This window comes from Pseudomonas kielensis, from assembly GCF_014236655.1.
Taxonomy (GTDB): Bacteria; Pseudomonadota; Gammaproteobacteria; order Pseudomonadales; family Pseudomonadaceae; genus Aquipseudomonas; species Aquipseudomonas kielensis.
The window spans coordinates 37275-50630 of sequence record NZ_JACMYG010000002.1 but is presented as its reverse complement, the minus strand read 5'-3'; the positions used below and the strand labels follow the sequence as shown (position 1 = coordinate 50630).

Genomic DNA, 13356 nt, shown 5'->3' with positions numbered 1-13356 from the left:
ACATGCTGTGAACTTCCCTAAAATGGTCTCAACGTTCGTTCGGTTGCTGCGCGGGTGCGGTAAACCACTTGTCCTTGGGTACACGTTTCTCTTCGCTGGGATCACCCAGATAGTGCGGCGACATTATTTGCACTGAGTATTCGTTGAACACGTCCTGAATATTGGCGTGCAACAGGCTGAGCAATACCGCACGCGGTCGGGGTTGACTCGGAATAGCCTGAGCCACCAGTCGATACTCGGGGTAGAAGTCCGACAACGCCGTCTGGAACACCTGCGCCGGAGGGTCTGCGAGAACCCCGGGGGTGCGCCGGGCGGCCTCCAGCAGCATCGCTTCGACCTGCCGCCACGGCGTGTCGTAACCGATGGTCACTACCGTGTCGACCACATAACCAGGGCCTTGCACGGCACGGGAGTAGTTCTTGGTGACGGCTCCGGTAATCATCGAGTTGGGCAGCGTCAACACCTCCCCCAGACCTGTTCGGATGCACGTAGTGAACATCCCCAATTCCGTTACGGTGCCTTCATATTCACCAATGCGCACGAACTCCCCGGGACGCAAGGTTCGGGTGTACGTGAGGATCAATCCGGCCGCCGCCTGCCCGACCACACTGGTGGCACCGAGTGAAATCATCAAACCGATCAACACCGACAAGCCTTTGAAGGCATCGGTACCGGCACCGGGCAAATAGGGATAGGCCATGGCCAATGCAAAAAGCCAGATAGCCAGTGAGGTCAAGCGTTGGGTCGGGTGCAGGGTCTCTTGATTCAGCCAACTGAAGGTACCGGGGATGGCCATGCGACGCAGGATCCGGCGAGTGAAGGCTGAGATACCACGGGCGATGAAAAAGATTGCGACGGCCACACCTAAACCGGGAATGGCACCGATGATCCCTTGGAATAAATAGCCAGAGACGTCGAGTAGATAGTTGTTGAGGCTTTCTCCCCAGGGTCTGGTGTAGGGAAACCGCGACAAAATAAAGCCAAGCCATTCATACGTGAGCAACAGCACGACAAGCCAGCGAAGTATGCCTAGCAATCGACTGACCAGCGGATACAGGTAATTGGCATCGACTACCTGCACACGTCCGACTTTCAGCGCCTGTGTATGCCGATGCATCAAGTCAGGCAGTTTTCTCAGCAGTCTGCGGCGCAGATACGCCATGCCCCAGAGCGCGGCTATCAGAATGCCGGTGGCAAGGGCTGCGGCTGCCAGAGACCTGAGAATGAAATGAAGGCTACGGGCTTCCTGGGTTTCGACGACCACCTGGCGCAGTTTGTCGGCAGCGCTTTCTGCGGCCTGGCGCACTGATTCAAATTGGGTGGCATCGACATCCTGGGGAGAAACAATAAACGCACGCCTTGAGCCCAACAGCACCATGTAACTGTTCTGAATGGAGTCGAGAGTGACATTCAGATCGTCTGACTCATCCATTGCTTCAGTGATCGCCGCTTTCGCACGCTTGACCCGTATTTCCGGTATTTCACCGTATAACGCGGCGCGGAAAACCATGACGCTGCGGTTGTAGATTTTCAGTTCAGCCGAGGCAGGTTCTACCGTTGCGGAAGGGGCCTCCGCGAACACGATAACTGACCAAAGCAACCCGAACACAGTCATCAATTGCGCGAGAAACCTGCTCCGCATGCGTCAGTTCCTTACTTCACATCATTCAGGTCAGGGGTACGTATCGCAGCGTAGCTCAACAACATGCTATTTGCTGACGGCGAAAACACCGAACGCTCGGGTTTACCGGCTTTGGCGCGGAGACTGGCTTATTGTGATCTACACTCTCTGGGCGTGTGAATTGGCGCATCGCCACAGGATTAATGAGTCGCGGCTTAAGTGACAGACCTGAATGCCAGTCAAGTTCATGGTGACAGCCTGCTCACAACTGACGAGGTGGACATGAACAGGAAGTCTAATCGGGGCTGGACAATGGCTGCGGCAGCCGTCGTAGCGGTTTCAACACTTTTCGCCGGGTGTGCGAGCAAGACCGATCCTATTACCCAGGCAGACCAGGCCGATGTTGCCAAGGGTGTGACCGCACCCAGTCTCGAGCAGACCCGGGCGATCGCCGAGGCAGGTTTTATCTACGGCCTGCCGCTCGTCATGAACTACGCCGTGATGAATGAGTTTGCAGTGGACTCCAGTTCCAGTCAGTTCAAGGCCCCCTTTAACCAACTGCACAATGAGCATCGGGTCGCGACGCCCGCTGACACCGCCGTCATTACGCCAAACAGCGACACCCCCTACTCGATAATGTGGGCCGACCTGCGCGCAGAGCCGCTGGTGATCACGGTGCCGGCCGTCTCCAAAAAGCGCTACTACTCGGTGCAACTGATTGACGGCAATACTTATAACTTCGGCTACATCGGCAGCCGGGCGACGGCCAGCGCCGCCGGCAGTTATCTGGTTGCAGGCCCGGACTGGAAAGGGGTGCCGCCCCCTGGGATCGATAAAGTGTTCAATTCCACAACGCCCTTTGCACTGACGTTGATCCGGACCCAGCTGTTCAACCCGGCCGACATGCCGAATGTCGAGAAGGTCCAGGCCGGTTACCAGGTCCAGCCACTATCCGCCTTCCTCCATCAACCCGCGCCGCCCGCTGCGCCGAAGCTCGATTTCGTACCGGCTACCACCGCTGGCATCAAGGACAACTTCTTCGAGTACCTGTCGGCCGCGTTGGCGTATGTGCCGCCATCGGCTGACGACAAGGAGATCCGGGCGAAGCTGGCCAGCATCGGCGTAGGCCCTGGCCGAAGCTTCGAATTCAAGAACCTGTCGCTCGAGCATAAAGCCGCGGTCTTGCTGGGGATGAAGGCTGGCGACAAGACAGTTGATACGTTTCTCTCGAGCGGAATGAAAAATATCAATGGCTGGAATGTCGGAGCGTTCTTCGGCGACCAGGCGTTCTACAAGGCCAACTGGTTGATGCGTGCCGGCGCCGCGAAGGGCGGACTGTACGGCAACGACGCCGTGGAGGCGATGTACCCCTATACCCGTACTGACGGCACAGGCAAGACACTCGATACCAGCAAACACAACTACACGCTGACCTTCCCCGCTGGAAAGCTGCCACCCGTCAATGCCTTCTGGTCGGTGACCCTGTACGACGGCAAAAGCCAACTGCTGATCGAGAACCCGATCAACCGTTACCTGATCAATTCGCCGATGCTCTCGGCCATGAAGAAAAACGCGGATGGCTCACTGACGCTGTACATCCAGAAGGACTCCCCCGGCAAGGCCAAGGAAGCCAACTGGTTGCCGGCGCCTGACGACACCGTCTACCTGGTGATGCGGCTCTACTGGCCGAAGAGCACACCGCCGTCGATTCTTCCTGCGGGCGAAGGCAGTTGGCAGCCACCCGCGCTGGTGGTATCGAAGTAGGGCAACTCATGGTTCATGGCCGCGCGCTGATGGCGAAACCGGGGGGCGAGCCGAGGCACTTTCAGCCGGCTTGAACAGACCCTTTCCAAGGTAGCTTCAGATTGTCTTAAGACTAGTCAGGCAGGGTGCTGCGGTCAGGTTCGTCGACACCCCGAACCCGGCCCCCTGGCCGCACGAACGAGTCGGCAGCCAGCACTCCAATCGACGAGGCACTGTGATGACCCCCGCCCCCCGCACACAACGTTATGCAAAGTTGTCGATCATCATGCACTGGCTGATGCTTGTGCTGTTTGTCGGTGTCTATGGTTGCATCGAACTCAAGGGGTTGCTTCCCAAAGGCCATGCGCTCAAAGGTCCGCTGTTGGGCAGTCACGCAGTGTTCGGGATGGCCATTTTTGCCTTGGTCTGGATCCGTCTTCTAGGCCGCTTGAAAGCCCGGCCACCTATTTCCCCACAGCCGCCGGCCTGGCAAACCGCACTGTCCCACATGACCCACCTACTGCTCTATGTGCTGATGATCGGCACCCCGCTTCTGGCATGGCTGATGCTCAATGCCGCCGATAAACCGGTGCCTTACTTCGCATTCCCATTGCCCTCCCTCATCGCCCCGGACCCCGACATGGCAAAGCAATTGAAGGAATGGCATGAGCTGCTGGGCAGTGCCGGCTACTGGCTGATTGGTTTGCACGCCGGCGCAGGGCTGTTTCATCACTATTGGGTTCGTGACAACTGCCTCACCCGGATGTTGCCTTGATGCTCACTATCCTGGGTTCTGTACGAACCCTCTGACTTGCTGATCGCATTGAGCTACGCCGGTACCGCAGACAGGGGGCTTGATGCTTCTCAAGGGCTACAAATGAAACCGAACAGGTCGCAGCCCTCCCCCTGTCGACCGATCACCATCCCCCCCTTAATTCCGGACTTCTCAAGCAATCGAGCGACCTCCGGTACTGTCTCGCGTCGGCCGCCATTGGCGGATTGTGCCCAGACATCGGTTACTTGACTGGCACTACTCAGTGCCATCAGGCGCAGTACTGGCTTGCCGTCCGGTTCCGTCCAGCCGACTTGGCGTTATAGAGCGCCTGATCTGCAGCCTCGATCAACCCCTGCAATTGATCCAACTCCGACCCCGTTGCAGTAGCAATCCCGATACTCACACTGACACGTCCCCATGGGCTGGTTTGGTGAGGAATATTCTCTTGGCTCAGCCGGTCCTGGATACGTCGCGCCACGACGGCTGCACCGGCACTGTCGGTATTGGGCATGACAACCACCATCTCCTCGCCACCGTACCGCGCCACCAGATCCGATGGCCGTCGTATGCATTCCTCCAGGACTTTACCTACTTTCTGCAAACACGCATCGCCCGCCACATGCCCAAGGGAGTCGTTGTAAAGCTTGAAATAGTCGATATCAATCATGAGCAAGGCCAACGACAATCCATTCCGTTGCGCTCGCCGCGCTTCAATCGCAAGGGTCTCGTCAAAACAGCGCCGGTTCGCAAGGCCCGTCAGCGCGTCCTTCATCGCCAACATTTCCAGTTGCCGATTCGAACTGAGCAACTGCTGCTGGGTGACCAGCAATTCCGACTCCACGTTGATCCGCCGACGAATATGCAGGATCAACAACCAACCGATAATGCCAATGAGGCCCAAGAGGCTCGTCACCACGCCGATCGACAACATTGCCTCCTGCCGCCACCCCACCAAGGCTTCGTGTTTACCGAGTGCGACCGTGGTCACGAGCGGCAGCTTGTCACTCTTGCGAAAGGCATAGAGCCGCTCCACACCATCCAGACTGGAGGTGAACGAAGCCGTACCGACCGACTGATCAACAAGGTACTTTGCAAAGATCGGCGACTGCGAAAAGTTGCGCCCCATGTCCTGTTCGCGGAACGGATAACGAACCAGCAGCGTACCGTCGGTATAGGACAACCCGATGGCCCCCTCTTGCCCCACATCAATCTTCCCAAACAACCGTAGAAAGTTTTCAACCCCCAGCGTCACCGCAACCACCCCGGCGAACGCTCCGTGAACATCATTGAAGCGCCGGCTGATGGTGATCACCCACTCCTGGTTTGACCGGCTACGTATCGGCGGCCCGATGAAGGGTTCCCGGGCAGGACTGTCACGGTGATGAATGAAGTAGGCACGGTCACTGCTGTTGGCTCCGGCCGGAGCCATAGGGTTGGAGGACATCAACCAGCGGCCTTGGTTGTCATAGATAGTGACACCACTGAGCTGTGGCATCAGGGGCTGCTGTCGGCTGACCAGCGTGCTGAGCCGCTGTATTTGCGCAGGTCCACTGCCCTCGGTTTCAAGACGCTCGACGAGACCGAGCAAGAGCAACGAACTTTGCCGGACGATACCTTCAGAATAGGTCGCGAGCGCCTGGGTAAGGTTCAACCCGTGGACGTCCGCCTCCTCCAGCACCCTATCTCGAGAGGCGACCACCTTCCAGAGAGTCAGTGACGCCAAGGAACAGCCGATGACTAACAACAAGAGTATTACTAGGTGGATGTCACGCTTCACGTCAGTACCTGATGGAAAGTCCGGTTTCCCGTTCTGGCCGTTATTTGACCAAGGCAATAACAGCAAACGTATGTCCTGAGAGTGCTTAAGGATACAAGTTGTCCCGCAAGGACGCAGCAATAGCGTTGTGGCCCCGTCATTGACTCCTGGGCCGCAGTCGCTGAGGTAATCCAGGTCGATGGCAACCCTCTGTGCCAACCACTCGACAACATGCTCGCTCGGCTCAACGACTGGGCAGGCGCGTTATCACGCCTCAAGCACACAGATGATCCTGCCCATTTTCAACGCACAGGGCTTCGAGCAGTACCTGCTCCAAGAGCGCGAAGAAGCATTTGATGTGGGCCTGTTTCAATGCCTGAGGCCGGGTCACCAGATAGACGTCCATATCCGGAAGATCGATCTGCGCAAACACCTCAATCAGGTCTTTCGCCAGAACTCGAGGCAGTACGGCTACGCCCAATCCCCCTCTCACCGACTCGAGTTGCGCGGCGAATGAACTTACGCTGATCTGCGTACGCTCCAAACCCGCCGCCTTTGCTGCACGCATTTGCGGCAACACGTCCAATGGAGGGAGCAAGGCGATATTGACTGCTGTGGCCGGGGTCAAGTCAGGAAAGCGCTCGAGGTACCCAGCATCAGCGAAGACACCATAGGCAAGCCTGCCAATGGGTCGATAAATCAGCGATGGTTCGCCCAGATGTACCGTGCGTACAGCAATGTCGGCCACGCCGCGGACGATCTTGTGAAAGTCGGCTGCAACCTGCAACTCCACCGAGCAAAGCGGATGGGCTGTGGTGAAACGACGTGCGGCCTCCAGCACCCGAGAAGAGAACCCCTCACCTGCACTGACCAGAACACTGCCAGACAGCTCTGCTTGCAAGCCGGACAAATCAGCCACGGCTTGACGCCTCAAGCCTGCCTCCGCAGCGAGGGCAACCTCCACCAGAGATGAACCCCGCGAGGTCAACCGACACCCCTCAACACCCCGTTCGAGGAGTGGCTCGCCCAGCGCGGCCTCAAGTTGGCTCAGGCGACGAGACAAGGTAGACGGCGCAATCCCCAGCAACTGACCCGCTTGAAGAAAGCTGCCACGCCGCGAGACTGCCAACAACAGCCGAAGATCGTCCCAGTTTGCTTGCACCGCCATGCGCTCTTCCCTCCTTGGTTTGCAGATATGCAAATCCATTATGCAGGAGTGGTTGTTTTTCAGGAGCTATCTCAACGGTATATCTACAGGCCTTCGAAACAACGGAAATGGACTGTATGACGACTGGCCCCAACGACTATGCGCAACGCGCCGCCGAAGCCTTCAATCGCCGCGATGTCGAGTCAATGCTTGCATTGGTATGCGAAGACTTCATCTACCTCGATAGCATGGGGATTCAAATCGGTCGCCAATCCATGCGCAAACGAGAGACCGCGATTCTCGACGCACTGCCCGATGCAAAAGTGTCTCTCACCCCATTCATGGTCGCGGACGATCGTTTGGCGCTGACGGCCTTACTGACCGGTACCTTCACCGCCCCGCTGGTGCTGCCTGGCCGGGTGATTGCCCCCCACGGCCGACCTATCACCCTCCACTATGCAGCACACTTTACCTTCAAGGATGGGCTGGCGATCCGTGAGGAGGCCTTCTTCGACAGTGCTGTGCTGATGCCGTTAGCCGAACAGGGGGTGAGTTAATCCATGCGCAACGCATTTGTTACCGGCGCAACCGGTTTGCTGGGCAACAATCTGGTCCGAGAACTGGTCGCTCGTGGCTACGCCGTCAAAGCCCTGGTCCGCTCGAGAGCCAAAGGTGAGCAGCAGTTCAATAAACTGCCGAAGGTGGAACTGGTCGTTGGGGACATGGCCGACGTGAGCGCATTCGCAACAGCGTTGCAAGGTTGCCATGTGGTGTTTCATACGGCGGCTTTCTTTCGTGACAACTACAAGGGCGGCAGCCATTGGAAAGAACTCGAAAAGGTCAATGTCATCGGTACGCAGGACCTGATTGATCAGGCCTACCGCGCCGGTATACGACGGTTTATCCACACCTCTTCGATTGCCGTGCTCGACGGTGCGCCGGGTGCCTCCATCGATGAGACGTGTCTGCGGGCCGACGCCGACGCAGACGACTACTACCGCAGCAAGATCTTCGCCGACCGTGTCGTTTTATCGTTCCTGGAAACCCATCCTGATATGCATGCCTGCATGGTCCTGCCGGGTTGGATGTGGGGCCCCGCCGACATCGGTCCGACCTCCTCGGGGCAGTTGGTACAGGATGTGGTGAACGGCAAACTGCCCGGCTTGATCCCTGGTAGCGTCTCGGTTGTCGATGCACGTGATGTGGCACGGGCGCTGATAGCCGCCGCCGAACATGGGCGACGTGGCCAACGCTATCTCGCGGCAGGCCGTCACATGACGATGCGCGAGTTGGTACCTGTTCTGGGCCATATCGCGGGGGTCAAGACCCCCTCACGCGAACTACCGCTCTTGCTTCTATACACCCTGGCGGCTGTGCAGGAGCTCTATGCTCGTCTTACCGGCAAGCCCATTCTGTTGAGCATGGCCACCTTGCGCCTGATGATACGAGAGGAGTACCGCACCCATTTCAATCACCGCAAGAGCGAACAAGAACTGGGCCTCACTTTCCGGTCGCTGGAGCTGACAATCACTGACACCGTGGCGTGGTACCGCGATCACGGCTGGTTTGAAAACCACAGTGCGCGGGCCGCGAACAAACAACGCTCGTCCGACATAGTCGGCAAATAACTGTCAGAGCGCGCCATGACTATCAAGCCGCAATGCCGATAGTCTCGGGACTCATTGTGCGATGTGACGCTGGCACGCGAACCGTCGCGTTGAGTCCCGATACCGCACTTCTGATCTATTCACCACGCACAAGAACAAGGACGTCAATTCACGGTGAACAGGGAAATAATTCTGATGCGACATGGTCAGCCGAAAGGGGTGAACGTCGATAAAGTCTCGGCACTCGAGATGAAAGACTGGATCGAACACTACAACCGATCCGAAATTACCCAGCAGCCGGTTCCGAATGCCAGTCTGCGACTCGCCGCATCCGCCACGGTCATTGCTTCAAGCAACGCGCCTCGTGCACTGACCTCCGTACAGGCGCTCGGACTGAAGCCTGTAAGGGTCGACGCAATTTTCTGCGAAGCACAACTACCTTTTGGGCATTGGAAACGGCCACGACTCTCGCCCTTTACCTGGGCATTTATCCTTCGAATCTTATGGCTTTGTGGCTACTCAGGCGACGTCGAACCTGCAAACACCGTGAGGATGCGCGCCCGCAAAGCAGCGGAACTATTGCAGTCCCTTTCTAGCGAAGGATCCGTTCTGCTGCTCGGTCATGGCTTCATGAATCAAATGATCGCCAAACAACTGGTGAAAGATGGTTGGGTTCGCCATCAGCGCAACGGTAGCCAGTATTGGAGCGCGGCGGTATACCGGTATGTCGGTGTGTAACCAGCGCCAGAACCCCGGGTGCTGCACTGGCCGATAACAGGCGTTTACGGATGCCATTGGCAAGCGCATCTGCTTGCTACCGCGCCTCAGTCACACCTGCTCTTGCATGCACCCACTCGGTTATAGTTTCAAGGGCGCCAGGGGCGTAGGCATGACGACCTTCCATCAGGAACCTCAGCGTGGTTAGCCAGGACCATTCGCTGGTGAGTTGTGTGTTGTAGGGCACCGCCCTCAGGAGTCCATGACTTGCATCCGGTATGACTTCAATCCGGTTGGCGGGATGATTGCCCCCTACAGTCTTTCTGTAGATTTCTGCGTTGACCGCAGGATTGACATTCAGATCCTCCGCGCCCCACATCGCAAGCACTGGCACCTCGAGCTTTTTCAGATCATGGGTTGCATCTTCGTGAAGATTTCGCCGCACAAAAGCCCACCGCTCTGGGCTCATGCTGCCTAGAAGGGTCGCTGGCGGCACGTGCGAAGAGGTAAACAGACGCTCGTCATCTGCGGCCACTTGCGCCATCACTCGTTCGATATCAGGCTCAGACATCCCTGTGCGTTCCAACCGGGTTCGAGTGTAATAGTCTCCTTGCCGTTGCCAGGATACCGCGGCTCCGACAAGCACAAGAAAGTCTGCACTACCGGGCGTAAGGCGGGGTAATACCCAACCGGCTTGCGAAAACCCAAGCACACCGACAGGGATTCCTTGCAGCTTGCTGCGCAGGGCGCAAACCGCGCTGCGCACGTTCACAGAGCGGTCAGCCATGGACTGACTGAGCCAATGCCCCTGTGAGCCCCCAATGCCCGGTTTATCCCACGAAACAACCGCAATACCTGCGTCAAGAAGAGTATTGATGAGTGGATCGTAACCCTGCTGCGACGTGCGATCTTGTGGGCCATCCCCATGAGCCAGGACGACTGCCGCTGTTGCAGCGTGGTCAGGAAGCCAGAGCGTACCCGCCAGGAGCAGTCCATTTGCTTCGAATGCAAAAGGTTCACTCACCCGGCGATCCAGGCCATAAGTGTCAAGCCGCCAGAGAACAACAAACACGGTTGCCATGACCAGGCAAGCGACGGTAATCCCTGCGCGATAACGCTTCATCCAGATTGCTTTATGCACAGTCACTGCCTTTTCGTTTCATGAGCTCCGGCCAACTGGCCCAGGATGACGCCCGAGTGATCACACGAACGACCAAGAGCGTTGTTACCTTTTTGAGACGCTGACAAGTCGCTCGACAAAAAACTCTACATACCCTCTTGGACCGCCCAGCAATGGCCAAGCGTCGGCCTTGAGCGCAACCTCCTGAAAGGCTTTGCTGCATTTGCATCGTGGGTGTCTCTCGTAAACCGCCCGCCGTGTCTGCGCGGCATTACGTACATATTCGTCGTAAGGAATTGCTCCCGCATACTCCAGGAAAACATCCAGGAAGTGGTCCGTGAGTTTATTAAGCTTGGCAAACAAATTCTGCCCTTCTAGCGGGTTAATCTCCATGTTGGCCAACACCCTGAAGCGCTTCATTCCGTGCTCATGATTAAGTACTTTGATCAACGCGTAAGCCCCGGAGATGGAAGCCGGCTCATCGCAGACAATCACCAGGACTTCATGGGCAGCTCGAATGAAGCTGACGACCGGTTCGCCAATACCCGTGGCGGTGTCGATCACCAGCACGTCCAGGCTGTCCGCTATCTCGCTGAATGCCTGTATCAGGCCTGAATGCTGGGCCCGCGACAGGCGCACCATACTCGGGGCACCTGAACCAGATGCGACTACGCGCACTCCTCCCGGCCCTTCCATCAGGGTGTCGGAGAATTCACAGCGACCCTCGACTAGATCGACCAGCGTATACCGTGGCACAAGCCCCAATTGGACGTTGACATTCGGGAACTCAAGATTTGAATCCAGCAAAACGACTCGGCGCCCAAGCTCCGCCAGCGCCAATGCCAGATTCACAGCCACAGTAGTTTTGCCTACACCGCCCTTACCGCTGGCGATAGCGATAACTTGTACAGCGTGCACGGTATCCATACTGACTTTTCAACTCCATAGTTAACGCTGACAAGCAATTGAAATCCTTAAAGCATCAAGTTCCAAGATTAGCCCTTGACGATTGCTCAGCCGCAACCGCCGCACATAAGTTCGCCCTCGCCGACCAGACCTCCTGATCGCCGATTGGCTGGCTAATATCCAGAAAAAAACAGGCTGAAAAAGTTAAATACTGTAAAGAGTGACGCACCGGCCAAGATCAAAGCGGACACTAGTTTCTTTTTTAACAACGGTACACCTCCTTGTCGTCGATGTATAAAACTGAAACGAGGACAGCACACCCGGACATGCCCTGATAAGGCTGGATGGAAATGGCAGCGCAACGGCTTGGAGCACGCCCAACTGCGCTGCCATGACTCGCCCAGCACCTGTGTCAGGGGCCAGGCAACGTTCAAGCGCTGCGTTGAGCAGCACCTGACGTGCACAGGCGGGTTCAGGTGCTTGGGCTCAACCGCCGACCACCAGCTTGGGTGCCAGCAGCGCCTCGCCGGTCCGCCCATAGACATCCTCCAGGCGCTCGATGTCGTCCTCACCCAGGTAGCTGCCGGACTGCACCTCGATGATCTCCAGCGGGATTTTTCCAGGGTTGGCCAGGCGGTGCACCGAGGCGATCGGGATGTAGGTGGACTGGTTTTCGGCGAGCAGGAACACCTTATCGTCACACGTCACCTGGGCGATGCCGGATACCACGATCCAGTGCTCGGCACGGTGGTGGTGCTTCTGCAGCGACAGCTGCGCGCCGGGCTTGACGGTGATGCGCTTGACCTGATGGCGAATACCGTTGTCCACCGAGTCGTAGCTGCCCCAAGGACGATTGACCGCACAATGGCTCTGGGTTTCCGGGCGACCTTTCAGATCCAGGTCGTTGACCAGCGCCTTGACGTCCTGAACCGAGTTCTTGTGGGTGATCATCACCGCATCCTTGGTTTCGACCACCACCAGATCGTCCACACCGACCAAGGCCACCAGCTTGCTGCTGCTGTGTACGAAGCTGTTGCGGCTGTCGTGGATCATCACATCGCCCTTGAGCACGTTGCCGGCCTGGTCCTTCTCATGCACGTCCCACAGAGAGGACCAGCTGCCCACGTCGTTCCAGCCAGCGGCGAGCGGCACCACACAGGCGCGGGAGGTCTTCTCCATCACCGCGTAGTCGATGGAGTTGTCCGGGCAGCACTCGAAGGCGACGGAATCGATGGTCATGACATTGCCGCAGCGCTGGCTGCGCTCCAGGGCCAGCGCACAAGCGTCGTAGATGCCCGGCGCATGCGTGAGCAACTCGTCCAGATAACGGCTGGCACGGAACAGGAACATGCCGCTGTTCCAGTAATAGCCGCCCGTGCGGACGAGCTCGCGGGCCAGGTCTGCATTGGGCTTCTCGACGAAGTGGCTGACCCGGTAGACGCCGGGATGCATGCCGCCGGCGTCACCTGTACGGGTCGCCTTGATGTAGCCGAAGCCGGTCTCGGGACGTTTGACCGGGATGCCGAACAACACCATCTCCCCTTGCTCGGCCACCACGCGCGCTACTTCCAGTGCCTCGCGCAGCGCCGGTTGGTCCTCGATCACATGGTCAGCCGGCAGCACCAGCATCAGTTCATCGCGGCCGTCGGCCAGCAGTTGCAAGGCCGCCATGGCCACGGCCGGCGCGGTATTGCGGCCGAAGGGTTCGAGCAGGGTCGAGTGCCCCTCGACGCCGATCCGCTCCAGTTGCTCGTTGACGATAAAGCGGTGCTCGTGGTTGCACACGATCAGCGGGCTCTGCATGCCTTCGAAGTCCAGGCGCTGCAGGGTCTGCTGGAACAGCGAATGCTCGCCGGTCAGGGCGAGGAACTGCTTTGGATACTGCTTGCGCGAAAGGGGCCACAAACGCGAACCACTACCACCAGAAAGGATTACCGGAATCATGGGAAAAGCCTCATTAAAGT

The 13356-nt window shown here is 57.8% G+C and carries 11 protein-coding genes; 5 read left to right on the top strand and 6 right to left on the bottom strand.

What is annotated here, in order from left to right; all coding sequences use genetic code 11:
* Positions 1-28 precede the first annotated feature (28 nt).
* The gene (locus tag H7995_RS01870; protein WP_182340589.1) at positions 29-1642 is read right to left on the bottom strand and encodes a mechanosensitive ion channel family protein; all 1614 of its coding nucleotides are present in this window, start codon (positions 1640-1642) and stop codon (positions 29-31) included.
* A 261-nt stretch (positions 1643-1903) separates the two neighbouring features.
* On the opposite strand from H7995_RS01870, the gene H7995_RS01865 reads away from it, so the two are divergent.
* Entirely contained in the window at positions 1904-3385 is a 1482-nt protein-coding gene (locus H7995_RS01865) for a DUF1254 domain-containing protein (protein ID WP_198422828.1), read from the top strand.
* A 217-nt stretch (positions 3386-3602) separates the two neighbouring features.
* Complete coding sequence (locus H7995_RS01860; protein ID WP_166591102.1) at positions 3603-4139, top strand: cytochrome b; 537 nt, start codon at positions 3603-3605, stop codon at positions 4137-4139.
* Positions 4140-4407: 268 nt separating this feature from the next.
* Here the strand turns inward: H7995_RS01860 and H7995_RS01855 are convergent, their stop codons facing one another.
* Both H7995_RS01855 and H7995_RS01850 read right to left on the bottom strand, forming a co-directional pair.
* Positions 4408-5916: a diguanylate cyclase gene (locus tag H7995_RS01855; protein WP_182340591.1), complete on the bottom strand. Its 1509-nt coding sequence runs from the start codon at positions 5914-5916 to the stop codon at positions 4408-4410.
* Positions 5917-6169: 253 nt separating this feature from the next.
* Positions 6170-7063 carry a LysR family transcriptional regulator gene (locus H7995_RS01850; RefSeq protein ID WP_182340593.1) on the bottom strand — a complete coding sequence of 298 codons (894 nt, stop codon included), beginning with the start codon at positions 7061-7063 and terminating at the stop codon, positions 6170-6172.
* 116 nt (positions 7064-7179) lie between these two features.
* Here H7995_RS01850 and H7995_RS01845 point away from each other — a divergent pair, with 116 nt between their 5' ends.
* The 3 genes from H7995_RS01845 to H7995_RS01835 all read left to right on the top strand — a co-directional run bounded on the left by H7995_RS01845 (position 7180) and on the right by H7995_RS01835 (position 9387).
* Positions 7180-7599 carry an ester cyclase gene (locus tag H7995_RS01845; RefSeq protein WP_166591099.1) on the top strand — a complete coding sequence of 140 codons (420 nt, stop codon included), beginning with the start codon at positions 7180-7182 and terminating at the stop codon, positions 7597-7599.
* A 3-nt stretch (positions 7600-7602) separates the two neighbouring features.
* Positions 7603-8670 (top strand): SDR family oxidoreductase, encoded by a 1068-nt coding sequence (locus tag H7995_RS01840; protein WP_182340595.1) that lies wholly within the window; start codon positions 7603-7605, stop codon positions 8668-8670.
* Between the two features lie 174 nt (positions 8671-8844).
* Complete coding sequence (locus H7995_RS01835; RefSeq protein WP_182340597.1) at positions 8845-9387, top strand: histidine phosphatase family protein; 543 nt, start codon at positions 8845-8847, stop codon at positions 9385-9387.
* Between the two features lie 76 nt (positions 9388-9463).
* Here H7995_RS01835 and H7995_RS01830 read toward each other — a convergent pair whose 3' ends face one another.
* From H7995_RS01830 to H7995_RS01820, 3 genes are all read right to left on the bottom strand, one after another.
* Positions 9464-10489, bottom strand: coding sequence for an alpha/beta hydrolase family protein (locus tag H7995_RS01830; protein WP_244647570.1), 1026 nt, complete (start codon positions 10487-10489; stop codon positions 9464-9466).
* Between the two features lie 102 nt (positions 10490-10591).
* Positions 10592-11413 (bottom strand): MinD/ParA family protein, encoded by an 822-nt coding sequence (locus H7995_RS01825; RefSeq protein ID WP_166591095.1) that lies wholly within the window; start codon positions 11411-11413, stop codon positions 10592-10594.
* 465 nt (positions 11414-11878) lie between these two features.
* Positions 11879-13336, bottom strand: a complete 1458-nt coding sequence (locus tag H7995_RS01820; RefSeq protein ID WP_185817880.1) for a mannose-1-phosphate guanylyltransferase/mannose-6-phosphate isomerase — start codon at positions 13334-13336, stop codon at positions 11879-11881.
* Positions 13337-13356: the final 20 nt, after the last annotated feature.